At 35.2% G+C, this 26,880-nt stretch carries 24 protein-coding genes and 1 pseudogene; 12 read left to right on the top strand and 13 right to left on the bottom strand.

Features of this window, described 5'->3' with window-relative positions:
* Window positions 1-75 precede the first annotated feature (75 nt).
* From rmuC to A9G45_RS09845, 7 genes are all read right to left on the bottom strand, one after another.
* Entirely contained in the window at window positions 76-1,431 is a 1,356-nt protein-coding gene (rmuC, locus tag A9G45_RS09875) for a DNA recombination protein RmuC (RefSeq protein ID WP_065566742.1), read from the bottom strand.
* Between the two features lie 2 nt (window positions 1,432-1,433).
* Window positions 1,434-2,408, bottom strand: coding sequence for an elongation factor P--(R)-beta-lysine ligase (epmA, locus tag A9G45_RS09870; protein WP_218057094.1), 975 nt, complete (start codon window positions 2,406-2,408; stop codon window positions 1,434-1,436).
* A 63-nt stretch (window positions 2,409-2,471) separates the two neighbouring features.
* Complete coding sequence (gene mdoH / locus A9G45_RS09865; RefSeq protein ID WP_065566740.1) at window positions 2,472-4,832, bottom strand: glucans biosynthesis glucosyltransferase MdoH; 2,361 nt, start codon at window positions 4,830-4,832, stop codon at window positions 2,472-2,474.
* Window positions 4,833-4,853: 21 nt separating this feature from the next.
* A complete protein-coding gene (locus A9G45_RS09860) occupies window positions 4,854-6,416 on the bottom strand; it encodes a glucan biosynthesis protein G (protein WP_081297883.1) in 1,563 nt (520 codons plus the stop codon).
* Between the two features lie 14 nt (window positions 6,417-6,430).
* The gene (locus A9G45_RS09855) at window positions 6,431-7,093 is read right to left on the bottom strand and encodes a hypothetical protein (RefSeq protein ID WP_065566739.1); all 663 of its coding nucleotides are present in this window, start codon (window positions 7,091-7,093) and stop codon (window positions 6,431-6,433) included.
* Window positions 7,094-7,331: 238 nt separating this feature from the next.
* Entirely contained in the window at window positions 7,332-7,571 is a 240-nt protein-coding gene (locus A9G45_RS09850; protein WP_065566738.1) for a YecH family metal-binding protein, read from the bottom strand.
* 203 nt (window positions 7,572-7,774) lie between these two features.
* Window positions 7,775-9,718, bottom strand: coding sequence for an exoribonuclease II (locus tag A9G45_RS09845; RefSeq protein ID WP_065566737.1), 1,944 nt, complete (start codon window positions 9,716-9,718; stop codon window positions 7,775-7,777).
* Between the two features lie 136 nt (window positions 9,719-9,854).
* Between A9G45_RS09845 and A9G45_RS09840 the strand changes: the two genes are divergently transcribed.
* Complete coding sequence (locus tag A9G45_RS09840; protein WP_065566736.1) at window positions 9,855-10,604, top strand: alpha/beta fold hydrolase; 750 nt, start codon at window positions 9,855-9,857, stop codon at window positions 10,602-10,604.
* 21 nt (window positions 10,605-10,625) lie between these two features.
* Here the strand turns inward: A9G45_RS09840 and A9G45_RS09835 are convergent, their stop codons facing one another.
* From A9G45_RS09835 to A9G45_RS09820, 4 genes are read right to left on the bottom strand one after another with little or no spacing between them, the layout of a single operon-like run.
* Window positions 10,626-10,955, bottom strand: a complete 330-nt coding sequence (locus tag A9G45_RS09835; protein ID WP_065566735.1) for a prepilin-type N-terminal cleavage/methylation domain-containing protein — start codon at window positions 10,953-10,955, stop codon at window positions 10,626-10,628.
* Window positions 10,948-11,382, bottom strand: coding sequence for a DUF2509 family protein (locus A9G45_RS09830; RefSeq protein WP_065566734.1), 435 nt, complete (start codon window positions 11,380-11,382; stop codon window positions 10,948-10,950). The genes A9G45_RS09835 and A9G45_RS09830 overlap by 8 nt, the downstream gene beginning before the upstream one ends.
* Window positions 11,366-11,929, bottom strand: coding sequence for a prepilin peptidase-dependent protein (locus A9G45_RS09825; RefSeq protein ID WP_065566733.1), 564 nt, complete (start codon window positions 11,927-11,929; stop codon window positions 11,366-11,368). Before A9G45_RS09825 ends, A9G45_RS09830 begins: the two co-directional genes overlap by 17 nt.
* The gene (locus A9G45_RS09820; RefSeq protein ID WP_065566732.1) at window positions 11,923-12,399 is read right to left on the bottom strand and encodes a hypothetical protein; all 477 of its coding nucleotides are present in this window, start codon (window positions 12,397-12,399) and stop codon (window positions 11,923-11,925) included. The genes A9G45_RS09825 and A9G45_RS09820 overlap by 7 nt, the downstream gene beginning before the upstream one ends.
* A gap of 335 nt (window positions 12,400-12,734) precedes the next feature.
* Between A9G45_RS09820 and dapD the strand changes: the two genes are divergently transcribed.
* The 6 genes and pseudogenes from dapD (at window position 12,735) to yqfB (ending at window position 17,915) form a co-directional block, all read left to right on the top strand.
* Window positions 12,735-13,559 (top strand): 2,3,4,5-tetrahydropyridine-2,6-dicarboxylate N-succinyltransferase, encoded by an 825-nt coding sequence (dapD, locus tag A9G45_RS09815; protein WP_065566731.1) that lies wholly within the window; start codon window positions 12,735-12,737, stop codon window positions 13,557-13,559.
* A 103-nt stretch (window positions 13,560-13,662) separates the two neighbouring features.
* Window positions 13,663-14,154 (top strand): YajQ family cyclic di-GMP-binding protein, encoded by a 492-nt coding sequence (locus A9G45_RS09810; RefSeq protein WP_065566730.1) that lies wholly within the window; start codon window positions 13,663-13,665, stop codon window positions 14,152-14,154.
* Window positions 14,155-14,387: 233 nt separating this feature from the next.
* Window positions 14,388-16,664, top strand: coding sequence for a beta-glucosidase BglX (bglX, locus tag A9G45_RS09805; RefSeq protein ID WP_065566729.1), 2,277 nt, complete (start codon window positions 14,388-14,390; stop codon window positions 16,662-16,664).
* Between the two features lie 62 nt (window positions 16,665-16,726).
* Window positions 16,727-16,909 (top strand): annotated as a pseudogene (locus A9G45_RS15010) (hypothetical protein); the annotation flags it as partial.
* Between the two features lie 182 nt (window positions 16,910-17,091).
* Window positions 17,092-17,355 carry a hypothetical protein gene (locus A9G45_RS14465; protein WP_141674458.1) on the top strand — a complete coding sequence of 88 codons (264 nt, stop codon included), beginning with the start codon at window positions 17,092-17,094 and terminating at the stop codon, window positions 17,353-17,355.
* Window positions 17,356-17,606: 251 nt separating this feature from the next.
* The gene (gene yqfB / locus A9G45_RS09795) at window positions 17,607-17,915 is read left to right on the top strand and encodes a N(4)-acetylcytidine aminohydrolase (protein WP_065566727.1); all 309 of its coding nucleotides are present in this window, start codon (window positions 17,607-17,609) and stop codon (window positions 17,913-17,915) included.
* Between the two features lie 58 nt (window positions 17,916-17,973).
* Here the strand turns inward: yqfB and A9G45_RS09790 are convergent, their stop codons facing one another.
* Complete coding sequence (locus A9G45_RS09790) at window positions 17,974-18,441, bottom strand: NfeD family protein (protein WP_065566765.1); 468 nt, start codon at window positions 18,439-18,441, stop codon at window positions 17,974-17,976.
* A 105-nt stretch (window positions 18,442-18,546) separates the two neighbouring features.
* A complete protein-coding gene (locus A9G45_RS09785) occupies window positions 18,547-19,455 on the bottom strand; it encodes an SPFH domain-containing protein (RefSeq protein ID WP_065566726.1) in 909 nt (302 codons plus the stop codon).
* A gap of 611 nt (window positions 19,456-20,066) precedes the next feature.
* Here A9G45_RS09785 and A9G45_RS09780 point away from each other — a divergent pair.
* The 5 genes from A9G45_RS09780 to trpA are packed head-to-tail and all read left to right on the top strand — an operon-like array spanning window position 20,067 to window position 26,685.
* Complete coding sequence (locus tag A9G45_RS09780; protein WP_065566725.1) at window positions 20,067-21,629, top strand: anthranilate synthase component 1; 1,563 nt, start codon at window positions 20,067-20,069, stop codon at window positions 21,627-21,629.
* Window positions 21,629-23,260, top strand: coding sequence for a bifunctional anthranilate synthase glutamate amidotransferase component TrpG/anthranilate phosphoribosyltransferase TrpD (gene trpD / locus A9G45_RS09775; RefSeq protein WP_065566724.1), 1,632 nt, complete (start codon window positions 21,629-21,631; stop codon window positions 23,258-23,260). The genes A9G45_RS09780 and trpD overlap by 1 nt, the downstream gene beginning before the upstream one ends.
* 15 nt (window positions 23,261-23,275) lie before the next feature.
* Entirely contained in the window at window positions 23,276-24,658 is a 1,383-nt protein-coding gene (gene trpCF, locus A9G45_RS09770; RefSeq protein ID WP_065566723.1) for a bifunctional indole-3-glycerol-phosphate synthase TrpC/phosphoribosylanthranilate isomerase TrpF, read from the top strand.
* A 24-nt stretch (window positions 24,659-24,682) separates the two neighbouring features.
* Window positions 24,683-25,876 carry a tryptophan synthase subunit beta gene (gene trpB / locus A9G45_RS09765; protein ID WP_065566722.1) on the top strand — a complete coding sequence of 398 codons (1,194 nt, stop codon included), beginning with the start codon at window positions 24,683-24,685 and terminating at the stop codon, window positions 25,874-25,876.
* Window positions 25,873-26,685, top strand: coding sequence for a tryptophan synthase subunit alpha (gene trpA, locus A9G45_RS09760; RefSeq protein ID WP_065566721.1), 813 nt, complete (start codon window positions 25,873-25,875; stop codon window positions 26,683-26,685). The genes trpB and trpA overlap by 4 nt, the downstream gene beginning before the upstream one ends.
* The last annotated feature ends 195 nt before the right edge of the window (window positions 26,686-26,880 follow it).

Below are 26,880 nucleotides of genomic sequence, written 5' to 3'. Positions count from 1 at the left end.
AGTATACACTTATTTCAAATAATCGTGAATCTAGGTTTTGTTTATTTATCATGTCACAAGTATTGTTAAAGCCTGTTAGGTTTCAATTTCATCTTTGTTATTCGATTCCTCTATTGCCAGTGAAGCAATATCTGAGTTTATCGGTTTTTTTACTTCGATACCCATTTCACGAAACCGTTCTATTTGTCCAATTACATTACCACGACCCTTCGATAATTTGTTCATAGAATTTTGATAGGTCTGTTGAGCTTTATCTAAACAGTTACCTAAGTTTTCCATATCTTCAACAAAACCGCGCATTTTGTCGTACAATTTGCTTGCCCTATCGGCAATAAGTTCAGCATTACGGTTCTGGTACTCAAATCGCCATAAATTATGAATAGTCCTTAATGCAACTAGCAAAGTGGTTGGGCTGACTATCATAATATTATTTTTCATAGCATCATTGATTAATGTAGGATCGTTGTCTATAGCGCTAAGAAATGCAGGTTCCACAGGTATAAACATCAAAATATAATCTAATGAATTAATACCAATCAGTTTATGATAATCTTTTTGACCAAGTTGTTTTAAGTGATTACGAACAGAGGCTAAATGTTCGCTCATCGCTTTTGTTTTCACTGTTTCATCATCACTATTAAAATGGCGCTCATAGGCAACTAAAGTCACTTTTGAATCGATGACTACATCTCCCCCTTGAGGTAAGTGAACAATGACATCGGGTTGTAACCGTTGATTGCTTTCGTTTGTTAAGTTGACTTGAGTTTCATATTCATAACCTGATCGTAATCCAGAATTATCTAGAATTTGGCTTAGGATAAATTCGCCCCAGTTTCCTTGGGTTTTATTATTGCCTTTTAGTGCATTAGTTAGGTTATTTGCCTCTTTGCTCATTTGCTCATTAAGCTGTTGTAAATTACGAATTTCATGCGTTAATGTGTGACGCTCTTTTGCTTCTTGACCAAAACTATCTTGCACTTGCTTTTTGAAACCTTCTAGTTGCTCTTTGAGTGGCGAAAGTAAAAAATCAAGACTTTGTTTATTTTGTTGTTCAATTTTTTTACCGCTGTGTTCAAAAATACGGTTGGCTAAATTTTCAAATTGAGTCGTAAGTCGTTGTTCACTATGTTCTAGTATACTTTGACGTTCTTGTGTTGCTCTTAACGTTTCTTCTAAACGTGTTTTGAGTTCACTAATTTTAACGTTTTGCGCTAGATTTTGTTGTCGATAGTCATCTAACTGGTGTTCCAGTTGTTTTGTTTGGGTTATTAATGATCGATTCTCTTCATTTTTCTGGGTTAGTTGCAACGCAAATAGTTGATGTAAATTATTAATTAATAATTTAGATTTTATTAAAATCACAAGTAAAATTAGGGCGACTATGCCAATAATTATGGCGAGCCATTCGGTTAATCCCAAAGCATTGAACATAATTAAGCCCTTTCAAAAGTAAATGACATGACTTCATTTAAGTTATTGCCATCTAGCGCGATCATAATTAAACGGTCTAACCCTACAGCAACACCAGCACAGTCAGGTAGTCCTGCTTCCATTGCGGCAAGGAGTTCAATGTCAATATTTTGTGTAGGTAGATTTAGCTTGGTACGATCAAAATTATTTTGTTCAAAACGCATTCGTTGTTCTTGTGGGTTTGTAAGTTCTTTAAAGCCGTTAGCAAGTTCAACACCTTTGTAGTAGAACTCAAAACGACTCGCTACGCGATGATCTTCTGTGCTGATAGCAGCTAATGCTGCTTGTGATGCTGGGAAGTGATACACTGCAATAGGTTTATCTTGACCAATATAAGGTTCAATACCAAAAGTGAACAAGCATTGTAGTAATCCATCTTTATCATAACTTTCGGCATTAATGCCAATATCCAACTGGTTTGCCGCATTGATTAATGTTGTATGATCAGCTTCTAATGGATCAATATTCAAATGGCGTTGAAATACTTTTTGGTAAGAAATACGCTCAGCAGATTCACAATCCAAAATAGTTTGCAGTAAATCATCGACTTCGTTGATCATTTGCATCATGTCAAATTGGATGCGATACCATTCAAGCATGGTAAATTCTGGGTTATGGTAACGACTGACTTCTTCATGATTACGAAAGCACTTACACATTTGGTAAATAGGGCCACTACCTGCAGCAAGTAAACGCTTCATGTGATATTCAGGGCTGGTAATTAATGACATCTTTTGCCCTTGCTGTTCACTAAATTCACCGGGTTTTAAAAAAGTAGAATGAAAAGAACTTAAATGCACATCGGTAACTGCATATTGGCTTAAGGTTGGTGTTTCAACTTCTAAAATACAACGATCAGCAAAAAATTGACGTATTTGAGAAATAATTTTTGCACGTTTAAGTAAATTATTAATAGATGCGGAAGGTTGCCAAGTCATAAAAATATCCATGGATTTGATTAGTTACTAAAAAGAAGAAAAATAGGGCATAGGCCCTATTTTTTATTGTTGGCGTTCATTTTGCCACAAAGCAAATAAGTTGTCGTATTTTTCTTGCTGTTGCCAAATATGGTGATGTAATGCAGAAAGAATAATTGGATCTTCTAAAATTGCTAACTGTTGTTCTTTATTGATTTTTTCTAAATCAGTTTGCAGATATTGTTCAATAAGCTCAATACGTTTTTGCTGATTTTTAGTATTAGGTAAATGTCGAGAAGTGGATAATGCACAAGCAAGTGCGTTATAGATAGGATCGACTAATGCTATAATAAAGCCATGCTCAACAAATGCCGCTTCGGTTTTAACTAAATATTCTCCAGTGAGTGTGACGGCTCTTGCTGGATGTGTTTCTTCTGGTGTTAAGAATAATCCCATTTTCTTTGCTTTCATACCAATGCTTGAAAGACCAGATACTCTAATCACTAAAGGAGAAATGGTTAAAGGTATCAATATGGCTATATACCAATAAGTAAATTGTGGGTTTAACCAGATAATCACAGCTAACCATACAATACCTAATAATGATAATGGCCAACAAAAATAAAATGATTCCCCCCACGTTAGCGCATCATCACTTCGGGACGGAGATTTCCATTGGATTTTACTGCCCATCCAAGCTTTAAGTACAAATTTACTATGGAAGATCATCCGTATTGGAGCTAAGATCATTGACCAAATCATTTCAACAAATATCGATAGAGTTAATTTAATAATACCACCAACATCTTTTGCTCTCGTTCTCGCTATTATAATGCCATAGCTGAAGAATTTAGGTGCAAACAATAAAACCATCGTGGTTGAAAGTAGTTGAATAGCCAATTGCTCATCCCACCTTGGCCAAGTTGGGTAAAATTGGTTAGGTTGGAAGAAATATTGAGGTTCGGAAATATTAAACACTAATAATAATAAGGTTGAGAATATTAAAAACACCAACCACAATAATGATGAAATATAGGCCATGCCACTGGTTGCAAACATTATGCGGTGTGTCAATTTAATCCCACTTTTGAAGATTAATCTTAAATTAATCAAGTTTCCCATACACCAGCGATTGTCTCGTTTTAGATCTTCTATCATATTACCTGGTAGTTCTTCGTAACTACCATTCATATTATAAGCGATCCAAACGCCATAGCCAGCACGGCGCATAAGGGAGGCTTCAACCAAATCATGCGATAAAATATGAATTGGTTCTTTCCGTTTTGGGAGCGGTGATAGTATGCAATGCTCAATAAATGGTTTTAAGCGAATCATTGCATTGTGTCCCCAATACTGTGCTTCGCTTAATTGCCAAAAGTGTGTACCAGAGCAAAAAATATCGCTGTAAATTTGGTTGGCAAATTGTTGAATACGACCGTAAAGGGTGGTCATTCTTACCGATTTTGGTGGAGATTGTAAAATACCTGCTTTAGGTGTCATTTCCATCATGGCAATCATTTTCAAAATACAATCGCCAGTCATGATACTATCAGCATCAAGGATCATCATGTATTCGTACTGATGCCCCCAACGACGGCAAAAATCATCAATATTACCACTTTTACGTTTCACTCTACGTTTTCGGTGACGATAAAAGATATTACAGCCATTGTTTTGTTTCGTTGCATTAAATTCTACCCAAGCTTTTAGCTCGTTAACATACAGATCTGGATCGTTAGTATCGCTTAATATATAAAAATCACAACAAGCTGCGTGACCGGTTTCAGCTAAAGACTGATAAGTAGCTTGTAAACCAGCAAAAACCCGAGCAACATCTTCATTACAAATGGGCATGACTAATGCGGTTCGATGCTTGCTATCAATATGCGCTGCTGGATTTGTGGGAATTTGGATAGTATAACGATCTTTACCCATTACGGCTAAAATTAATCCCATAATACTGGTCCAAAATCCAATAGAGATCCAGCAAAATAAAATCGCAAATAAGGTAATAATCGCGCCTTGAATAATATAAGGTATTATGCTGTAAACAGCTAATTCAGGATTGATATCCCAATTAGCCATGAAATTGATTTTTTGCCAGCTTTGATAAGGCAATAACGATGATAGATAAGTGGTTCCGTAGTATGTTTGTACTGCAATGAGGGCAAACATAATAAAACGGCGAATTAAGGCAAGGATATTAGTACCATGCTTTGCTTTGCTAGTAAAGCGTTGGTTCCAGATCTGGGGTTGAATCGAAACGCGATCCACTTCAGGATAACTTGGTTGTTGTTGCCGCTCATCAATAAAAGAACGAGTATCGCCAACTTGGTTTAAACGATATTTTAAAAACTCGACATCGTCAGGTGGAATCGCATTATCTTCAAATTTCTGACGCCAAACTTTAGCGCCAGAAAGATTTGCAAAGTAATCTTTTTTCATATTTTTATCTTATTATAATAATTATTGTGCGGGGTATTGCCCACTCCACGTTTCAGAAATCACTTCATTGGTTGCTTGCGAAGCAAGTTGTATACGAATATCTGTTGCTTTTTTATTATCTTCAACGTTGAATCGAACAATGACTCGCCAACCTTTAATTATTGGATTGTATTGCACGTCACAACTTACAATAGCACCATTATTAATGCTTGAAATCACTTTAACTGGATCTTTTTCTGATAATTCAGGGCCTGCGAAATCAATTACGTATGCATTAGAGCCATCAAGTTTACGAATTAAATTAGCTTGTTTTATATCGCCTAGCGATAAGCGTGTACTAATTGCTTGTGCAACATTATTGGGATAACGCTGTTTTTCGTTTAAGGTATAATGTAATCGATATTTAGTATCAAGCACATCACCAGCTTGGTATTGTTTTTCTGGCACCCAAAATGCAACGATATTGTCGTTAGTCTCATCAGCTGTTGGGATTTCAACTAATTCAACACGACCTTTTTGCCAGTTGTTTAGTATTTCTACCCAAACACTTGGTCGTTGTTCATAGTGATCATCAAGATCTTGATAATCATCAAAACCTTTATCACGCTGAATTAACCCAAATGCTTTCGGGTTTTCTAAACTATAAGATGAAAACGATAAACGTTTAGGGTTATTTAATGGACGCCATATCCACTCATTATTGCTAGCTAAGATCGAAAGGCCATTAGAATCATGCATTGCAGGGCGGTAATTTAGCAATGGTGATGGATAATTAGGGCCAAATAAGAACATGCTAGTCAATGGTGCAATACCTAATTTTTTTACTGAATTGCGGAAAAATACTCTTGCTTGTACGGTGATCGTCGTATCAATACTTGGTACAAGCGTAATTTTATAAGCACCAGTTACACTAGGCGAATCGAGTAATGCATAGATAACCAAGTGTTTTTGATTAGGTTCAGGTCTTTCAATCCAATATTCTTTAAAACGCGGAAACTCCTCCCCAGACATTTCACCAGTGTCAATGGCAAGACCTCTAGCTGAAAGACCATAATGTTGATCTTTTCCTACGGCACGAAAATAGCTGCCACCAAGAGCCGAAAAAATTTCATCATCAGTTTTTGTTGGATTATTAATTGGATAATGGACTTTAAAACCAGCAAACCCAAGATCTTTACTACTTAGTTTATCCAGATTGATTGGGCTTAAATCAAAATAATTTGGATCATATTCGATTGGGTTGACTTTATTATCGACAATTTCATTGATTTTTATTGGAACATCAAAGTACATCCCTTCATGATAAAACTCAAGTTTGAAACGATTTTTTCGATCGCCCCAATAGGCTTTTTGATGATTGAATAGGATTTTTTGATAATCAGCAAATTGTAAAGATGCTAATTCATTTGGAATATTTTTAGATGGTTGAACATAAGCCTTTTTGGAGAGTTTTTCTGCTTTTTCAGCTACATCATCAAATGAGAAAGCCCACGAAGAAAAACTAATGCAAGAAACGCAAGCCATGCAAAGCATCTTGCTAATTAGCTTTTTACTAAAAGGGGTATTGGGTAATAAGTTGTACATACAGACTCGCATTATTATCTAAAAATATTGAAGTAATTGATAATATTTTTTTGGGGATCACTCAAGCACTTTTCAACGTAATCTACTTTGATCTCTTGAAGAATGCTAGGATTTTCATCGATCAGGAAGTGAGAATAGTTATCTTTGGCAATCTTTGTTTGTAAGGATAAGATATCTTGTTCAGACATTTTGAATTGTGGCTGAAAGTATTGCTTTATTTTAGTGGTATCTTTGGTATAAATTGCAGTAACAAAATCAGCCGAATACTGGCAATAATTTTTAATATTGTTTTCGGTTGCTTTTATTTTGCTTAATTCAATATTATGTTCAGCTTGATTTTCTTCAACTACTTTTTTAAGTTGCATATCATATTTTAACTTATAATTTTCGTTCAGATAAAAACTTAATACACAAGATGATGGGGTATTGTCACTTTTACAATTTAAGATGCCACGTTTAATAACATAGTTGTCGAAATTTTTATCGCCAATAATTTGGAGCAATTGAGTTTTAGCATCAACGACATAGGGGTCATTAGCTTCTGTTTGCTGTTTTAATAAAGATAGTTGCTCTGTCTTTGAAATTGCCTCGCTATTTTTTGTAGGCAAATTTTTTTTTGCACAGCCTGCGGCAAGAATAGAAATAATGGTGCATATAAGGATTTTACTTACTTTCATTTATCAAATTCCATGAGCATATTTTTAGTTATTTCGGTTAATTTCAATTCGGTTAATTTCAATTCGGTTAATTTCAAAGGGAGTAACAGTATTACTCATTTAGTTGCATTTTTATAACAAAAATCGCTTATAACAATTATTAATATAGCCGGAAATTATATACTCTTATTTTTTTAAATAATACCAGTAGATTAAATTAAATTTATAAAAAGCCTACATTAGATATAATTACTTCTTCCTAATGTTTGCATATTTTTTTATTATCGACGGTAAATTCAGATTTATGAGCAACAGAAGGCTTAAATTTACCCTTCGCTTTTAGAAAAGCAATAAGTTGCTCGGCATTCATGTTAGATTTAGAGCAGGTGTGAAATACGGCGTTTTCACCAAACTTATTTTTGATAGCATTAAATAAGGAAGATTCTGTGTAATTGTTTCCTTCCATCATACGCAATACTTCATGTCCGTGAATTGACATTAAAACCTCCTCTGCAAATTTTTGTTTATTTAAAGCATAATATTCGCTATTTAGAATGGCGAAAGATAGCAAATATTATGAGTAAAAAAAAGTGGTTAAATATTAAAAATATTGTCAATTTTATTTATTGCTTCCCCCTGATTTATATCAGGGGGGTAACTAATACAAATGAGGCAAAATATTCAAGCGAGAATAATCTTGTTTTACTCTTTATTATTAGCCAATTTTACAATAATTGATTGATTTTCACTTTTAACTTGGTGAATTACAACTGAAATAATATCAGCAAGTTTGTAGCAAACTTTATTTTCGATTTTGATTATTCCTTCATCGGGTAGGGCGGTGATTTCTTCCTTGACTGAATGAATCATTGAAAGCGGTACAAATGCAAAAGCGCCTATATCACATAAACGAACTCGAGCTCCACCACGATTGATATCAATAATTTCAGCTGTGTAACTTTCACCGATTTTATCTGATAAGTATTGAGCATAAAGGTTTTCAGCCATATCACGCTCAGCAAAGCGTAACATCTTTCGCCTTTCATTCATGGTTTTTAGTTGTTCTTTATCTGGTGGAATTAGCTCTTGTAAGCGAATATATGCTTTGATTAGCCGATGGTTGATCATGTCGCCATATTTACGTATTGGGGATGTCCATGTTGCATAAGCATCAAATCCTAAACCAAAATGAGGCTTTGGCTCAATTGAAAAATCTGCAGGGCTTTGAAACTTGCGAAGCCTTGTGGCTAAAAATGGGATATTGTCGATCATCCGACGTAACTTTACGTAGCCATCAAAAGATAATAGAGATTCTTTATCAAATTCAGTAATCCCGTTATCGTTGAGAAAATTTAGCACTTGTTCGATATATTTATTATCAAACCCCGCATGAATATTAAAAATTCCAAAGCCAATTTTATTTTGTAATTGTAATGTTAAAGCTTGATTTGCCAGAATCATGACTTCCTCAACAATATGATTGGCAATTCGACGAGTTTCTTTAATGATTGATTTAACTTGGCGGTTTTCATTTAGATCAAAACGATAATCGCCATTATCTTTAAAAACGAGTGCATGAGTTTGTCGCCATATTATGCGAATATTAGCTAAGTCAGCTAACCAGCTAAGTTGCTGCTTAATACTAGGGTTGTTAGTTGCTAATTCATTACTATTTTCTAGAAAATCGGAAACATTACGATAAGTTAGTTTAGCTTTCGATGCAACCCAAGCCGGCATAAAAGTGATGTCATCGGTAATCATATTGCCTGCTTGGTCAATATTTATTTTACATATCATAGCAGGTCGTTTTTGATTTGCTTTTAATGAACATAGCTCATTAGCAAGCTCTTTGGGTAGCATGGGAATATTAAAATCTGGCAAATAAGTTGTAAAATTCCTAATTTTTGCAATATGATCCAATGCGCTATCTTGTAATATATAAGCGGTGGGGTCGGCAATAGCAACCATAAGTTGATAATGGCCATGTTCATTTTTAGAAACCGTAATTGCATCATCCATATCTTCGGTATCTTCGCTATCAATAGTGAAAAAATTAACATCAGTTAAATCTTGACGATTATTAAGCTCTGCATCGTTAATTTCTAATACTTCGGTGTGTGGAGGGACCGTTTCTAAATCATAACGAGCTAATGTTTTTAGCCAAAGTTGGTAAGGAGAATTACTGTCAGCAACAAAACGAGTAATTTCAGCAAAAAAATGGTTACTTTTTTCTTGTAACGGGTGAGAAGTGAGCATTGCAACAACCCAATCATCTTCTTTTAGCTTTTCGCTAACTTGATTGTGTACTTTACAACGAATGGCAAAATTAGCGGGCATATTTTCAGGATAAATAACCATTGCACGATCTTGAAAACCTACTTTGCCAATAAATTTTTGTAATGCACTCTCGATTAGACATTCAGGTTCAAAAGTTTCTTTACCGTTATTACTGATTACAGCCCCAGAAACCTTATCGCCATTACAAACCTTTTTCATTTTAGCAACAGGGATGAAATAGCTTTTTTTATTATCTACATCTAAAAAACCAAATCCTTTTTCATGCGCTCGAACAATGCCTTCAACGCGAGGGGTTTGTTCATGAAGCTCTTGCTTTAATTGTGCCAGTAGAGGGTTATTTTGAAACATATGCCTTAACACTATTTAAAAAATTTGGGTTAAATTCTATCATAGTTATGCAAGTTTTGGTTATTGAATTAATCGGTAATAGCGCTGAAAATAGACGTATAATAATGCCACTTAAAATAATGGATTAAATTAGTCTATGAAATTAAATTACAAATTACAGGGTGATGGGCAGCCGATAGTGTTTTTGCATGGCGTTTTTGGCAGTTTAGATAATTTGAATATGCTAGCAAAAGATTTTGTGCAACATTATCAAACAATTCAAGTTGATTTACGTAATCATGGAAATTCACCTTGGTCTGATCAGATAAGTTATCAAGCTATGGCTGAAGATGTTGCCGAGCTTTGTCATGATTTACGCTTAAATGATGTGATATTAATTGGTCACTCTATGGGCGGCAAAGTTGCTTTGCAACTGTCACAAGTGATATCAGATACTATCCAAAAAATTGTTGCAATTGATATTGCGCCGATAAAGTATCACCGCTCAGCTAATGCTACTATTTTAAGAGTATTAGTTTATTGTCTCAAAAATCATGTTACCGATAAAAAACAGATCATGAATTTAATGGAACAAGCAGGTATTAACATGCCAACCATACTTTTTTTATTAAAATCTTTTAAAAATGAAAAATGGTCATTTAATATTCAAGCAATTAATGATCAGTATGGTCATATTTGTGATTGGCAAACAATACCACCTTGGTTAAAACCCACGCTATTTATTCGTGGTGGCAATTCTTCTTACATTATTGATGAATTTTACCCAGCCATTTTTTCGCAATTTCCAGATTCAAAAATTGAGTTGATTGAAGGTGCAGGTCACAATGTTCATGCTGAAAAAACACAGCAAGTACTGAAAATTTTACATAGCTGGTTAGGGAATTAAATGGCATGAAGTCTATAAATATTAAGGTGAATTACAAAAAAGGCGTTGCTGTTGGATGGTTTGCTTATTGGATGTTTTAATCGTTATAACAACCATGTTACATTGAGCATTATATATTTGAGTGTTGATGTTATATTGCCAACCAGAAGGGATTATTTGGCTGATAGTATAAGGATAGCTATCAAGTAGCTGAAAAGCAATTTTATTAGCACGTAAGTTGTTGGCAAAATAGCGATGTTTGCTGAACAATGTTTGTTGATAATTGATAAAACCAAGCATGATCATTGAAAATAATAATGTTGCTATCATTACTTCAATTAGACTAAAGCCAGTTATATTTTTATTATTCACAATAAATAGCCTTTTTTTCTGGGCAATAATCGAGCCAATGTCCTTTTTCCACAATCAATCGGTTATTGTCAAAATGTGCAAGTGTATACAAAAAAAAGTCATCGGCCTCGCCTCTTATTAATACATAATCATCTATTTTTAATAAAGATTGTTTTATGCATGCTTTTAAGTGATAAGTAGGCTCAGTCATACATTGCCAATTGGCTTTAGGTGGTTGCCAATTTTGGCTTATTGCCCAAGTTAAAGATGAACTGGAATGATTAAATTTTTGATAGTATTTAATTTCTATCAAGATTGTTTTTTGCCATGAGGTTATAAGTAAATTAAAACCAATTAATAACCCCAATCCTACAGTCATTAACATCATCATCATTAAAATAGTGCTAAATCCAGATGATGGAGAATTTCTTTTAAAATAGGTTTTCATTTTTGATAATTTCAGTTACATAGTATTTAATCTGTTTGTTTTTTCTTAATTCAGCATTGATTGATAAACTAATAGCATTTGGTAATTGCCTTATTGCAAAGTGGGTTATTTTGATTTCATTTGAATCGAATAAATTTTCCCATTTACTTCCAAAACAATCTAACGATCCTGTTCTATAGGCTATGTTGTTTTCTTTATAGCGATAAGTAAAGACATCTGACTTTGTTGGGTTGGCTCTGTTCCAAACCCAAGAATTTCGAATTTCGCTATCATATCGAAGGATAATACATTTTGCCCGTTCCTTAATTTCAATAGCTTTATCTGTCATTTTTTTGGGATCATTAGCAATAAAACCCGCTCTTTTTATATCTTTTTTCAAACCAGCTAACCCAAAATCGATGGCTTGTTGTAAGCGAATTTTTTGATAATATTGCATGATGTTTGTTTGCAATTTGACGTAAAAAGCAGTCATACCAATAACTATTAAACTTGATAGTACCAAACCAATGAGCATTTCTAGCAAGGAATATCCAGATACTTTTAACATGGTGGTAAACTAGCTATATAACTGTTTTCCGCACAAAATCGAATGCGCCCAAATAAAGAAACAAAAATTCTACTGGCCCCTATTTTATTTTTTAATTGAAAAGACATGGTTTGTGCCATGTTGCGACGCCCTAGAATAAAAGCACTTTTATTGTTTGATAGCTCACTAATTTGAACAGAATTATTGGGCTTGATAAAATAAAGTATGCCTTCACTGCATGCAGGTGGTTTGTCAGCCTTGGTAATTGAGATACACCAAGGTGATGAAAATTGATGAATAATATAGTTTTCATTTTTACTTGATGCTTTTATTTGTGCTTCGTATATAAAATAGGCCAATTGCTTAGTTGTAGATGCTAATTCATTTTGCAATTGTTGCTCTTTCCAATGCTCAATACCGATAGAGGCTAAAATAGCACTGATACAAACAATTATTAACAATTCTAATAATGAGAATCCCAAATCATGCATAGTATGTCTTTTGTAAATATTGTGAGAGTTCGAGCATATATTTGAATAAAATAACTAGTTATTTAAAGATCTGAATTTGTGAGCCACTATCCAAATAAATTACGATTTTTAATAAAAAAGGTTGAATAAGGTTTTATCAAGAATACTAGCGATATTATTGGCTTTATTTATAGTAGAGTTTTAGTTTTTTACGCAAATGATAATTATAAAAAATGATTGAGAATGTGCTGAATTTAGTGATCTGCTTAAACCACTTAAAAAGCAAAGCGGATTATATTATACTGTTCATCCATTTATTATTTGCTAACGGACTTAAACGTTAAAGGAAACGAGAGATGCAACAATTACAAACTATTATTGAAGCAGCATTTGAACGTCGTGCTGAAATAACACCATCTAATGTAGATGTAGTAACACGCGATGCAATTAACCAATGCATCCATTTATTAGATAGCGGTAAGATGCGTGTGGCCGAAAAGATTGATGGAGATTGGGTTACTCACCAATGGTTAAAAAAAGCAGTTTTGCTCTCTTTCCGAATCAATGAAAACCAACTGATTGATGGTGGTCCGACTAACTATTATGACAAAGTTCCATTAAAATTTGCTGAGTATGACGAAGCAAGATTCCAACAAGAAGGGTTCCGTGTTGTTCCGTCCGCAATTGCACGTAAAGGGGCATATGTTGCGCGTAATACTGTATTAATGCCTTCTTATGTTAATATCGGCGCATACGTTGATGAAGGTACAATGGTTGATACATGGGTAACTGTTGGCTCATGTGCGCAAATTGGTAAAAATGTTCATTTATCAGGTGGAGTCGGTATTGGTGGTGTTTTAGAGCCATTACAAGCTAATCCAACGATCATTGAAGACAATTGCTTTATTGGTGCTCGTAGTGAAATCGTGGAAGGTGTGATTGTCGAAGAAGGCAGTGTCATTTCAATGGGCGTATTTATTGGTCAAAGCACTAAAATTTACGATAGAGCAACCGGTGAAGTACATTATGGGCGAGTACCAGCAGGTTCTGTCGTTGTTTCTGGTAACTTACCAACCAAAGATGGCAAGTATAGCCTTTATTGTGCGGTTATTGTGAAAAAAGTAGATGCTAAAACTTTAGGTAAAGTGGGCATTAATGAGTTACTTCGTACTATTGATTAATTTACGTTTACATGTTTAAGTCGCCTAAATTATTAGGCGACAATGATTTTATTTACAATTAGTGGTTTAATTGAGAATCCTAACCATTAGAAGAGGAGAATTTATGCCTTCTTTTGATATTGTGTCAGAAATCCAAATGCCAGAAGTTAAAAATGGGGTTGAAAATGCGACCCGAGAGTTAACAACCCGTTGGGATTTTAAAAATGTTGAAGCATCGTTTGAATTAAATGAAAAAAATGAAACGATCAAAGTTACAAGCCAATCAGATTTCCAAGTACAACAATTACTTGATATTTTACGCGACAAATTAGCTAAGCGAGGTATTGATGGCGGATCGCTTGAAATCCCTGAAGAAATGGAGCATAGCGGCAAACTCTATAGCGTTACAGTTAAACTAAAACAGGGTATCGATAAAGAATTAGCTAAAAAGATTGTAAAAGCAATTAAAGATAGCAAAATTAAAGTACAAGCTCAAGTTCAAGGTGAACAGATTCGTGTTACTGGTAAATCGCGCGATGATTTACAAGCTACTATGGCGTTAGTTAAAAATGGCGAATTTGGTCAACCGTTTCAGTTTACTAATTTTAGAGACTAACCTTTTATGGAATTCATATTGTCGGCAAATGTCGACAATATTGTCTTTTAAACATTACAATTTATTTTGTAAAAAAATTTCTAGGAAAAGCTATATTTGAGCATGGAATTATTAGGTAATCACAGAAACGGTTTCTTAAACACTAATGTAAGTAGCGTAAAGAACAAGATTTTTTTTTATGAATACGTTATGCTATCTACTTGTCTACCCTCTTAATTATAACAATATTTATTATGATGAAAAAATTAGCTCTATTTTTACTTCCTCTTCTCTTTTCTGGATATCTGTCTGCACAAGAGCTCAATAGCGAAGCAAAGAAAGTTTTTATTGATAATTTATTATCGAAAATGACGATTCAAGAAAAAGCAGGCCAATTACGTTTGATTAGTGTTGGGGGCGATTTAACTTTAGATAAAGTGCTTGATAACATTGAAGTGGGTGAAGTTGGTGGTATTTTTAATACCATTGTCGAGCCAGATCTGTCACAAATGCAAGAACGAGCTTTAAAATCTCCGAATAAAATCCCGCTATTTTTTGGGTTTGATGTCATTCATGGGCACCGAACCATATTCCCTATTAATTTAGGTATTGCATCAAGTTGGGATCGTAGTGTAATGGCTAAAGTGGCAGAAATATCTGCTGAAGAAGCCACAGCCGATGGATTGAACATCACTTGGGCTCCAATGGTCGATATTACTCGAGATCCAAGATGGGGGCGTGTGTCAGAAGGTTTTGGCGAAGATCCTTATTTAACATCCGAAGCGGGACGTATTTTTGTTGAGAGAATGCAAAAACAGTCGCTTGCTGATAAAAAATCGCTTGCAACGGCTGTAAAACATTTTGCGCTTTATGGTGCAGTTGAAGGTGGGCGTGAATATAACAGTACAGATATGAGTGAACGAAAAATGTTCCAAGAATATCTTGTCCCTTATAAAGCAGCAATTGATGCTGGTAGCCGTGCAGTCATGGTTTCTCTGGTCAGTGTTAATGGTATTCCTGCAACAGCTAACCATTGGTTATTGACCGAAGTGTTGCGCAATCAATGGCATTTTGATGGTGTTGTGGTTAGTGATCATGGCGCTATTCGGGAGCTAATTAACCATGGTGTGGCTAGCGATGCGAAAGATGCGGTTCGCGTTGCGATTAAAGCTGGCATTGATATGAGTATGAATGATGAATATTTCTTACAATTTTTGCCTGAATTAGTGAAAGAAGGGGCTATTACCGAAGATCAATTAAATCAAGCTTGCCGCCGAGTTCTTGAGCTTAAATATGATATGGGGCTATTTAGTGATCCTAATCGCTATTTAGATCCAAAATTAGATATCGAGACAATGTTTTCAAATAACCGCCTACATCGTGAAGAAGCGCGAGATGTGGCTCGTCGTAGCATTGTGCTATTAAAAAATGAGAATAAGATCTTACCGCTAGCCAGAAATAAGAAAATTGCGGTAATAGGTCCATTAGCTAATTCAAAACGAGATATTTTAGGTAGTTGGTCGGGTGCTGGGCGTACTAATTTGGCGGTAACACCATTAGAAGGCATCAAAAACACAGTTAAGAACCCAAAATCAGTTAGCTACGCATTTGGTGCTAATCTTTCTGATGATGCAAATTTATATCGTTTTTTAAATTTATATGGAGAAAACTCTAAATTTGATGATAGGCCAGCGGATAAAATCATTGCCGAAGCAGTTAATATAGCGAAGAAATCTGATGTTGTTATTGCCTTTGTGGGCGAAGCCGAAGGCATGGCTCATGAATCATCAAGTCGAACAGATCTATCTTTACAAGCAAGCCAAAAACGATTGCTCAAAGCATTAAAAGAAACTGGAAAACCATTGGTTATTGTATTAATGAATGGTCGCCCATTAACATTAACTGAAGAATATGCTCAAGCTGATGCAATGCTTGAAACTTGGTTTTTAGGAACTGAGGGGGGTAATGCTATTGCTGATGTATTATTTGGTCAGTATAACCCTTCTGGTAAGCTGCCGATGTCTTTTCCTAATAATGTAGGGCAGATACCTGTTTATTACAGCCATTTAAATACTGGCCGTCCACGTGGAACCGAAAATATGGGGAAATATACAACTTCGTATTTTGATAGCCCAAACGAGCCATTATTTCCATTTGGTTTTGGTTTAAGTTATACCGACTTTGCGATGGATTTTTCTTTATCTAGCCCTGAAATGGACAAAGAGGGTGAAATTGTTGTTACAGTCAATGTTGAAAATATTGGCGATAAGGAAGGTATGCAAACAGTTCAACTCTACTTGCAAGATGTCACAGCCTCAGTTAGTCGCCCTGTTAAAGAGTTGATGGGTTTTGAAAATATCACCTTAAAACCACATGAAAAAGGTAAAGTAAAATTTACTATTAAATATGATATGTTAAAATTCTGGAATGACAAAATGCAATACGTTGCAGAGCCAGGTAAATTTAATGTGTTTATTGGTAGTGACTCTACAACACAAAATAGGCAAACTTTCACTTTGCTTGATAAATAAATTTTTAATTTTTCGTCGACATCTGTCGACGTTTTTATTTCTGTGGTCAGTATGGTGTTTGAATTCGATCTTGTCCTACACTTCTTCAACAAATTGTGTTTTTGGTGATTGCTTATTAACTTAGTAAAACACCAATTATTCCCCCTATTATGCAAGTGGCTGTTCATTTGCCTCATAAATTAGTCTGTTACTACATTTTTTCGTTGTTTGGTATTATGATGAGTAGCTATTTTGGCTTACATATTTAGGAGAAATTACCGTTGAGGTTTGTATACTGTCTACAATTTTGATTGGATTGATTAGCGGATTATTGCATTATTTCTGATGAAAAAGGACAAGCTGATTTTATCAATAATCCTAACCTAATATCTGGGTAACTACCATTCCAGCTATTTGGTTGTTGATTTGTATCACTTGGGCACTAGCATTGAAACTATTCAATTCGGATCCTCAACTAGAAAGATTCTTTTATTTAGCGGAGGAATATAATTGCCGTATTGTAGCAGAGAGAAGTTTGACAGCACAACAAAACGATAATATGCATCATATATTAATCATTTTCGTTGTGTACGATATTATCTTCTTTGGTGTTACCGTGCTGAAAGTACGCAATAATAAGCAAAGGACTGCTAAAGAAATCGCTTATGTACCAATTCCAAAAGGTGGCATTAAAATGTCAATGTCACACTAAGTATTGGTAGGATGCTATTCATGATAGCATCCTAGTTTAACCGCCCTCAAAATAGGACAGCAAAAAATAGAAAATCCTTTATGATAAAACTAAAAATCCCATAAACCTTTTTTAGAATATCTTTTTGTAAAAGATATTCATTAGTTGATACTGTTTTAAATTTGCAAATAATTTATTACATAAAATTCAAATTACACCTAGCGTAAATAAGGAGAGTAACTGTAGAATGGCTAACTACAAGGAGAATTACTATGCAAAATGATATTACTTTTTACCAACGCTTTAAGTCTGATATTTTGGCTGGTTTAAAAATTATTACTATTCGCGATAGGAGTGAATCACACTTTAAAGTTGGTGATGAGCTACGTGTTGGTACTTTTGAAACTAATGAATACTTTTGTACCATAAAAATAATGAGTGTTACACCAATCACTCTTGAACAATTAACTGAAGAACATGCAAAACAAGAGAATATGACATTGAGTGATTTAAAAAAGGTGATTTTAGATATTTACCCAGATGAAAGACATTTTTTTGTAATTCGTTTTTCTCTTTTATGATCATAAAAAAATACGCGTTTGAACGCGTATTTTTATTTTTGATAAAAACAATCTAATGTCATGATCTATTTAAGGGTTGCACATATAAAGTTAAACCATCAACAGAGATAACCTCAACACGCTGGCCCGCGTTAAGATCTTGATTACACTTGGCTGGCCAAGTCCCATCTTTGATTTTTACTCTTCCCGAACCATTAATAATAGGGACAGTGACAATAGTTTTTATACCAATTAAATCTTGTTGAGGCTGATTGATTTCACTTTTGCTGGATTTATCTTGTCCATTTCTTCGAAGCCAAAACCACCAAAGATAAGCAGATATAACCGTCAGAATTGCAAATAAGATCCATAAAGTTGACCAAGAAAGTGGTAATGCCCAAGCCATTAAACCAACAATTATGGCTGCACACCCAGCCCAAAGCCCATACCCACTTGTGCCAATTAATTCAGCAATCAGTAAAATACCGCCTAAAGCGATAAACACCCAATGAGGTGAATTATAGAAAACCATAAAAAAATCAGTCATTACGCTACCTTCAAAATCGATTAAGTTAAAAAACTCAAACATATAATCCATGGCTTTTATCAAAAAGTTTTAGGAAATATTGTGTTTAAGTATAAAGTTCGATTTCTATTTCGTATTTTTAAGCAATTCAGCAATACCACCAATACTGCCCATTAAACTTGACGCATCAAGAGGCACCATAATAACTTTACTGTTATCAGCTGAACCAATTTGTTGTAGCGCTTCAGTATATTTTTGTGCAACAAAGTAGTTAATGGCATTTATATTACCTGCTGCAATGGCATCTGATACCATTTGAGTTGCTCTAGCTTCAGCTTCGGCAGCACGTTCACGCGCTTCGGCTTGTAAAAAGGCTGATTGTTTTTCACCTTCAGCTTTTAAAATTTCAGATTGTTTTTCACCTTCTGAGCGTAAAATCGCTGCTTGACGAATACCTTCCGCTTCAAGAATTTCCGCACGTTTATTACGTTCAGCCTTCATTTGTGCGTTCATTGCCGCAATGAGTTCTGCCGGTGGGCGAACATCTCGAATTTCGATACGTGTGATTTTTATTCCCCAAGGACTTGTTGCATCATCAACAATATTTAGTAACTTAGAATTAATGTGATCACGTTGGGATAACATTTCATCTAATTCCATACTACCTAAAACGGTACGAATATTGGTCATCATTAAATTAATCACAGCACGTTCTAATTGATTAACTTGATATGCTGCCCTTGCTGCTTCTTGCACTTGAATAAAACACACAGCATCAATTTGTACATTGGCGTTATCTTTCGATATCACTTCTTGTGATGGAATATCAAGAACTTGTTCCATCATATTAATTTTACGACCAACACCATCCATAAAAGGGATAATGATGTTTAAACCTGGTTCAAGTGTATGTGTATATTTACCAAAACGCTCAATAGTATATTGATAACCTTGGGGAACAATAGTAATGCCTTTCAAAACGGTGATTAAAGCAAGTAAAACAATAATAAAGATGGCGATATAAAATACTGGCATAGTTTAATTTCCTTATATTTATAATTAAATATGACTAGTTATTCTAAGCATTATTTTATTATTTGACTAGTTATAATTGATTTTTATAATGAAATTTATGATTGTTCGAATTTGTTAATACCTATAATTCATGCGTTGATAAGTTACAAAATGTTAAATCTCAAAATTTACCATGGAATAAGCAAAGTAATTTAGAACAAGAAATTAAAGAAGGCTATCCTTGAGTCAAGTGTGAGACGCTTATGTTAAAAAAGATATGGGATATTATCGTTTTGATCAAAAAATTGAAGAATAATTGAATCTTTATTTTTATCGCGTTTATTACATTATGAAGTGATAAGTTTTTATATGTTATTATTTACTTGACATTGAACCAATGAACTAGTTTAATAGTACAAAATTTACTTTAAACAGATAATATAATGAAACGTCAATATTTCTTTACTCACTTTTGTCAAGTCGCTAGCTTTGGTTGGTGGTGCATTACTTTTTGTGGGTAATGTAGTGAAGTATTGTCTTAATTTACAAAACCCGCACTAGGCGGGTTTTTTCGTTTTAAGCAAAGAAAAAATCGATATGAATTAAAATTAAACATAAATAGAGAGACAACAATGAACAAGCACGTACTAACGCAGATCACCAAAACGATTGATTATTATCAAAATCCAACCCAAGTGTTTTATCAATTATGTGATAGTAGACCTGCAACATTGTTGCTTGAATCTGCTGAAATAGATAATAAGCAAGGAATTAAAAGTGTCATGATTGTTGATAGTGCCTTACGTATTTCGGCAATTAACAATGAAGTAACTGTTAAGGCTTTGACTACAAATGGCGAAAAACTATTACCTTTATTACAAAAGAACTTTTTAGATAAGTTAGATAATATCCAACTGAATGAACAAACGCTTAAATTGGTATTTCCTACTATCAACAATATGCAAGATGAAGATTCAAGGTTAAAGTCATTATCCGTCTTTGATGTATTAAGAACCTTATTAACTATTGTAGATAATACCGAACAATATGGGCAAGATGCAATTTTTGTTGGCGGCCTATTTTGTTATGATCTTGTCGCTAGTTTTGAACAACTTCCTATTTTGCCGAGTGAGCAACGTTGCCAAGATTTCTGTTTTTATTTAGCTGAAACACTATTAGAAATAAATCATCAAGATCATGTGTCAATTTTAAAATCAACAGCCTTTACGTCTGATGCACTAGAAATTGAACGGTTGACATTAAGATTAGCTGACCTACAAGCAACGTTAAATCAACCAATGAAGCCCATTTATACAAAATCGTTTGCTAATATTAATGTGACTTGTAATAAAAGTGATGATGATTTCAACACGATGGTGAAAAAGATGCAAGATGCGATTCAGCAGGGGGAAATCTTTCAAGCTGTACCTTCACGGCGTTTTTCACTACCTTGTCCTGAGCCGTTATCTGCTTATCAGGTATTAAAAATCCATAACCCAAGCCCTTACATGTTTTATATGCAAGATCAAGATTTTGTCTTATTTGGTGCATCACCAGAAAGCGCACTTAAATATACTAAAGCAACAAATCAAGTTGAAATCTATCCGATTGCTGGTACACGCCCACGAGGATTAACCATAAACGGCGAAATTGATCACGATTTAGATAGCCGTTTAGAGCTTGAAATGCGCACTGATAAAAAAGAGCTTGCAGAACACTTAATGCTAGTGGATTTAGCACGTAATGATTTAGCTCGCATTTGCCAGCCAGGCACGCGTTATACCAAAGACTTATTAAAAGTAGATCGTTATTCATTTGTGATGCATTTAGTTTCACGGGTAGTTGGTCAGTTACGTAATGATTTAGATGCACTTTATGCTTACCAAGCGACTATGAATATGGGGACATTAACTGGTGCGCCAAAAGTGCGTGCTATGCAATTAATTGCTGAATCTGAAAAAGTTAAACGGGGTAGCTACGGTGGGGCGGTTGGTTATTTTACTGCTCATGGCGATCTTGATACCTGTATTGTGATTCGTAGTGCTTATGTCGAAGATGGTATTGCGACAGTTCAAGCAGGTAGTGGTGTGGTATTAGATTCCGAACCTCAGTTAGAATCCGATGAATCGCGCAACAAAGCGCGAGCAGTAATTCAAGCTATCATGGCAGCACATAATGTAGAGGGTGTATTGTAATGGCTAATATTTTATTTATTGATAATATTGATTCGTTTACTTATAACTTAGTTGATCAATTGCGAAATAGCCAACATTGTGTGACTATTTATCGTAATACCATTCCTGCTGATGTCATTATTGAAAAATTATCACACATGCAACATCCTATTTTAATGTTATCTCCTGGACCTGGTACGCCGAGCGAAGCAGGTTGTATGCCTGAATTGCTTAAACGTTTAAAAGGTAAATTGCCTATTATTGGTATTTGTCTTGGGCACCAAGCTATTGTTGAATCTTATGGGGGAACAATTGTTCCTGCAGGCGATATCTTACATGGCAAGGCTTCACAAATTGAGCATGATGAGCAAGCCATGTTTACAGGATTACCAAACCCACTACCTGTTGCGCGTTATCACTCTTTAAAAGGTGAAAATATCCCAAAAAATCTGACTATTAATGCGATTTTCAATAATATTGTCATGGCGGTGCGTAATGATGAAGATCGGGTTTGTGGTTTTCAGTTTCATCCTGAATCGATTTTAACTATTCAAGGGGAAAAATTACTAGAACAAACTATTGAGTGGGCGCTTCATTCATCAGAGACAAAAGGAAAGTTACAACAAGAAGCTATAGTTGATAAGCAAGAGTACAATATTCAACCTGTGCTAAATAAATTATATTTAGGGCAATTGCTCACACAAGAAGAAAGTAAAATATTATTCAATTTAATTATTCAAGGTAAGATTGAACCAACAGTATTAGCCACCGCAATTATTAGTATGAAAGTGCGTGGTGAAACACCTGATGAAATTGCCGGTGCAGCGCAGGCTTTGCTTGAAAATGCAGATGTTTTTGATGTGCCAGATTATGATTTTACCGACATTGTTGGTACTGGTGGTGATGGTACTAATAGTATTAATATCTCAACGGCAAGTGCTTTTGTGGCAGCTGCATTAGGTTATAAAGTGGCTAAGCATGGTAATCGTGGTGTATCAAGCAAATCAGGCTCTTCAGATGTGCTTTCCGCTTTGGGTATTAAATTAAATATGTCTGCACAAGCATCTCGGCAGGCATTAGACGATCTTGGCGTATGCTTCTTGTTTGCTCAGCAATATCATTCAGGTTTTCGTCATGCAGCGTCAGTTCGTCAGCAGTTAAAAACTCGGACTATTTTTAATGTGTTAGGGCCGTTGATTAATCCATCTCGTCCAAAACGGATTTTATTAGGCGTATACCATCCAGATTTGATTAAACCAATTGCTGAAACATTAAAAATGCTTAACTACCAACATGCATATGTGGTGCATGGTGCGGGTATGGACGAAGTTGCTATTCATGGTGAAACTCAAGTGGCCGAAGTTAAGGATGGTCAAATTGGCTATTTTACGCTGACTCCAGATGATTTTGGATTGCCGGCATTTACCTTAAAAGATATTGAAGGTGGGACACCTGAACAGAATCGTGATATGTTAATTGCTATTTTACAAGGTCATGGTAAGCCCGCACATGAATCGGCAATTGCCGCTAATGTCGCGATGTTAATGAGTTTGTTTGGCGATTCAGATTTAAAACAAAATGCTCAGCGAGCAATCGAAATGATGCATAGCGGTAAAGCTTATTTGCTATTACAACAATTAGCCGCAAGATAACAAGTGGAGAATAACATGACAATTTCAGCTTTAGCAAAAGATGTTGAAATGGCAACAGTATTAAAAAAGATCATCAAAGATAAACAGATATGGCTCGTTGAACAACAAGCCATAAAACCACTTGATACATTTAAATCAACGGTAATACCAAGTGATCGTGATTTTTATCAGGCAATAAGCCAACGCAAAAACGTGTTTATTTTAGAGTGTAAAAAAGCATCACCATCAAAGGGATTGATTCGAAATGATTTTGATCCAGCCCATATTGCTAGAGTATACAAAAATTACGCTTCGGCAATATCGGTACTGACTGACGAAAAATATTTCCAAGGTAGCTTTGAATTTTTGCCGTTAGTCCGTAATCAAGTCACACAGCCAGTGCTTTGTAAGGACTTTATTATCGACGAATACCAAATCTATTTAGCGCGTTATTATCAAGCCGATGCGATATTATTAATGCTATCGGTATTGACTGATGATGAATATCAGCATTTAAGCCATATTGCTCATCAACTTAACATGGGGATATTAACTGAAGCTAGCACTGAAGATGAAGTCGAGCGTGCAATTCAACTTGGTGCTAAAGTAATCGGCATTAATAATCGTAATTTAAGGGATCTGACGGTTGATCTAAATCGGGTAAAAGTGTTATCTAAATCCATTCCTGATAATCGCATAATTATTAGTGAATCGGGCATTTATACTCACAATCAGGTTAAAGAGCTCAGTACTTACGCTAATGGCTTTTTAATCGGCAGTGCATTGATGTCTGAACCTAATTTAGAACTAGCAATTCGTAAAGTGACGCTAGGTGAAAATAAAGTCTGTGGCTTAACCCGTGCCGAAGATGCTGTAAGTGCTTATCAAGCGGGCGCAGTCTATGGCGGTTTGATTTTTGTTCCAAATTCTGCTCGTTATATACAACCAGTTAAAGCTCGAACAGTGATTGCAGGAGCACCACTTAATTGGGTAGGTGTCTTTCAAAATGAAGAAATCGAAATTGTGTGCCAAATAGCAAAACAACTATCTCTATATGCAGTTCAACTGCATGGCGATGAAGATGACAATTATATACAAAAATTACGTCACCAATTACCAAAAGATTGCCAAATATGGAAAGCATTGAGTATTGGTGATGTTATGCCCAAATATAGTAATTCATTAGTTTCTCGTTACATATTTGATAATGGAGCTGGTGGTACGGGCAAACATTTTGATTGGTCTATACTTACTGATCATAATTTAAGTAATGTCATCCTAGCTGGTGGCATTAACCCACAAAATATAAAATCAGCTATAGCAACGGGTGTCATTGGTGTTGATCTTAACTCAGGCGTTGAAGCTTTGCCCGGAATAAAAGATAAACAGAAAATACAAGCTGCATTTGAACAAATTTAATTTTTTATTTAAAAGGAAATGGTCATGTCTAAATTAAATCCTTATTTTGGTGAATTTGGTGGGCAATATGTTCCCCAAATATTAGTGCCAGTACTTGAACAACTTGAAGATGCTTTTGTTTCTGCAATCAATGATCCTAGCTTCCAAAAAGAATTTAACGATTTATTAGTTAACTATGCCGGTAGGCCAACGGCATTAACGCTATGTAAAAATTTAACGGCTGGCACGAAAACCAAACTTTATTTAAAACGAGAAGATTTAGTGCATGGCGGTGCCCACAAAACTAATCAAGTTTTAGGACAAGCGTTACTAGCTAAAAGAATGGGGAAAACTGAAATTATTGCCGAAACAGGTGCTGGGCAACATGGTGTTGCTTCGGCTTTAGCCTGCGCACTACTTGGTTTAAAATGCCGAATTTATATGGGGGCTAAAGACGTTAAACGTCAAGCACCAAATGTGTTTAGAATGCGTTTAATGGGAGCAAAGGTGATCCCTGTTGAAACAGGATCTGCAACGTTAAAAGATGCCTGCAACGAAGCATTGCGCGATTGGTCGGGGAGTTACGAAAAAGCGCATTATATGCTAGGCACGGCAGCGGGGCCTCATCCTTTTCCAACCATTGTGAGAGAATTTCAGCAGATGATCAGTCGTGAGGCTAAACAACAAATCCTTGAAAAAGAAGGGCGCCTACCTGATGCGGTAATTGCTTGCGTTGGTGGTGGTTCAAATGCAATTGGTATGTTTGCTAATTTTATTGAAGAAAAAACGGTCAGATTAATTGGCGTTGAACCTGGTGGACATGGTATTGAAAGTGGTGAACATGGCGCTTCATTAAAACATGGTAAGCTTGGTATCTACTTTGGTATGAAATCACCTATGATGCAGACTGATGAAGGACAGATTGAAGAATCCTACTCAATCTCAGCTGGATTAGATTTTCCATCAGTTGGTCCTCAGCATGCTTACTTAGATAGTATCGGTCGAGCAGATTACGTTTCAATTACTGATGATGAAGCATTAGACGCTTTTAAGGCTTTGTCACGTAGTGAAGGTATTATCCCGGCATTAGAGTCATCGCATGCTTTGGCCTATGCTATTAAAATGATCAAAGAAAACCCAAACAAAGAACAATTATTAATTGTGAACTTATCAGGCCGTGGTGATAAAGATATCTTTACCGTTTATGACATTTTAAAAGCAAAAGGAGAAGTTGAATGAACCGTTATCAAAAACTGTTTGCAACATTGACAGCCGAAAAAAGAGGTGCTTTTGTTCCTTTTGTACCTGTTGGAGATCCAACGCCAGAACTGTCTTTTAAAATCATCCAAACCTTGATTGAATCAGGGGCTGACGCTTTAGAATTAGGCATCCCATTTTCAGATCCAATGGCGGATGGGCCAACGATTCAAAATGCCAATATACGTGCATTTAAAGGTGGAATAACCGTTGAAAAGTGTTTTGAGATGTTAGGTAATGTTAGAGCGCATTACGCTAATATTCCAATAGGATTACTCATTTATGCAAATTTAATATTCAAAAACGGGATTGATAACTTTTACGCCAAATGCGCTAAAGCGGGCATTGATTCGGTATTAATTGCCGATGTTCCTGTTGAATATTCAAAAGAATTTACTGCGGTAGCCGAAAAATATAATATAGCGCCAATATTTATTTGCCCACCTAATGCAGATGATAATGTAATTAAAAATATTGCCAAGCACGGTAAAGGTTATACCTATTTAGTCTCACGTGCTGGAGTTACAGGTGCGGAAAATCGTGCTAATAAACCGCTGACTCATTTATTACAAAAATTGACGGAGTTTGGAGCTCCTCCTGCTATCCAAGGGTTTGGTATTTCCGAACCAGATCAAGTTAGCGCAGCTATTAAATCAGGCGCGGCAGGAGCCATTAGTGGTTCGGCAACGGTTAAAATTATTGAAAAAAATCTTGATAATCCTGAACAAATGCTTAGCCAGTTAGCGCATTTTGTTCAAACAATGAAAAAGGCAACGAATCAGTCATTATAGTAATAAGTAATGGTCGCAATAATCGGCTTGAAAAAATGGTTATTGCGCCAATATTCATTTTATTGTTATGCTTGAATTTATTGATACCCACATCTAAAGTAACCAGTAATTTTGTTTGATAACTTCAAGCATATTTAATAAAATTAATAGGATTTTAAGTTGCATTTTATTCAAAATACGGTATAATTGTCATTC

This window comes from Gilliamella sp. HK2 (assembly GCF_001690265.1).
GTDB lineage: Bacteria > Pseudomonadota > Gammaproteobacteria > Enterobacterales > Orbaceae > Gilliamella > Gilliamella apicola_C.
The sequence above is the reverse complement of the archived record's forward strand: the minus strand, read 5'-3'. Positions and strand labels throughout refer to the sequence as shown.

Bases quoted from the DNA above. Each gene is read 5' to 3' on its own strand.
- A9G45_RS09830 (WP_065566734.1), bottom strand. From the start codon at position 11,382: ATGAAAACCTATTTTAAAAGAAATTCTCCATCATCTGGATTTAGCACT.
- epmA (WP_218057094.1), bottom strand. From the start codon at position 2,408: ATGACTTGGCAACCTTCCGCATCTATTAATAATTTACTTAAACGTGCA.
- yqfB (WP_065566727.1), top strand. From the start codon at position 17,607: ATGCAAAATGATATTACTTTTTACCAACGCTTTAAGTCTGATATTTTG.
- dapD (WP_065566731.1), top strand. From the start codon at position 12,735: ATGCAACAATTACAAACTATTATTGAAGCAGCATTTGAACGTCGTGCT.
- A9G45_RS09810 (WP_065566730.1), top strand. From the start codon at position 13,663: ATGCCTTCTTTTGATATTGTGTCAGAAATCCAAATGCCAGAAGTTAAA.
- A9G45_RS09825 (WP_065566733.1), bottom strand. From the start codon at position 11,929: ATGTTAAAAGTATCTGGATATTCCTTGCTAGAAATGCTCATTGGTTTG.
- trpA (WP_065566721.1), top strand. From the start codon at position 25,873: ATGAACCGTTATCAAAAACTGTTTGCAACATTGACAGCCGAAAAAAGA.
- trpD (WP_065566724.1), top strand. From the start codon at position 21,629: ATGGCTAATATTTTATTTATTGATAATATTGATTCGTTTACTTATAAC.
- A9G45_RS09780 (WP_065566725.1), top strand. From the start codon at position 20,067: ATGAACAAGCACGTACTAACGCAGATCACCAAAACGATTGATTATTAT.
- A9G45_RS09845 (WP_065566737.1), bottom strand. From the start codon at position 9,718: ATGTTTCAAAATAACCCTCTACTGGCACAATTAAAGCAAGAGCTTCAT.
- A9G45_RS09855 (WP_065566739.1), bottom strand. From the start codon at position 7,093: ATGAAAGTAAGTAAAATCCTTATATGCACCATTATTTCTATTCTTGCC.
- rmuC (WP_065566742.1), bottom strand. From the start codon at position 1,431: ATGTTCAATGCTTTGGGATTAACCGAATGGCTCGCCATAATTATTGGC.
- A9G45_RS09850 (WP_065566738.1), bottom strand. From the start codon at position 7,571: ATGTCAATTCACGGACATGAAGTATTGCGTATGATGGAAGGAAACAAT.
- mdoH (WP_065566740.1), bottom strand. From the start codon at position 4,832: ATGAAAAAAGATTACTTTGCAAATCTTTCTGGCGCTAAAGTTTGGCGT.
- A9G45_RS09860 (WP_081297883.1), bottom strand. From the start codon at position 6,416: ATGTACAACTTATTACCCAATACCCCTTTTAGTAAAAAGCTAATTAGC.
- A9G45_RS09840 (WP_065566736.1), top strand. From the start codon at position 9,855: ATGAAATTAAATTACAAATTACAGGGTGATGGGCAGCCGATAGTGTTT.
- A9G45_RS09820 (WP_065566732.1), bottom strand. From the start codon at position 12,399: ATGCATGATTTGGGATTCTCATTATTAGAATTGTTAATAATTGTTTGT.
- trpB (WP_065566722.1), top strand. From the start codon at position 24,683: ATGTCTAAATTAAATCCTTATTTTGGTGAATTTGGTGGGCAATATGTT.
- bglX (WP_065566729.1), top strand. From the start codon at position 14,388: ATGATGAAAAAATTAGCTCTATTTTTACTTCCTCTTCTCTTTTCTGGA.
- A9G45_RS09785 (WP_065566726.1), bottom strand. From the start codon at position 19,455: ATGCCAGTATTTTATATCGCCATCTTTATTATTGTTTTACTTGCTTTA.
- trpCF (WP_065566723.1), top strand. From the start codon at position 23,276: ATGACAATTTCAGCTTTAGCAAAAGATGTTGAAATGGCAACAGTATTA.
- A9G45_RS09790 (WP_065566765.1), bottom strand. From the start codon at position 18,441: ATGACTGATTTTTTTATGGTTTTCTATAATTCACCTCATTGGGTGTTT.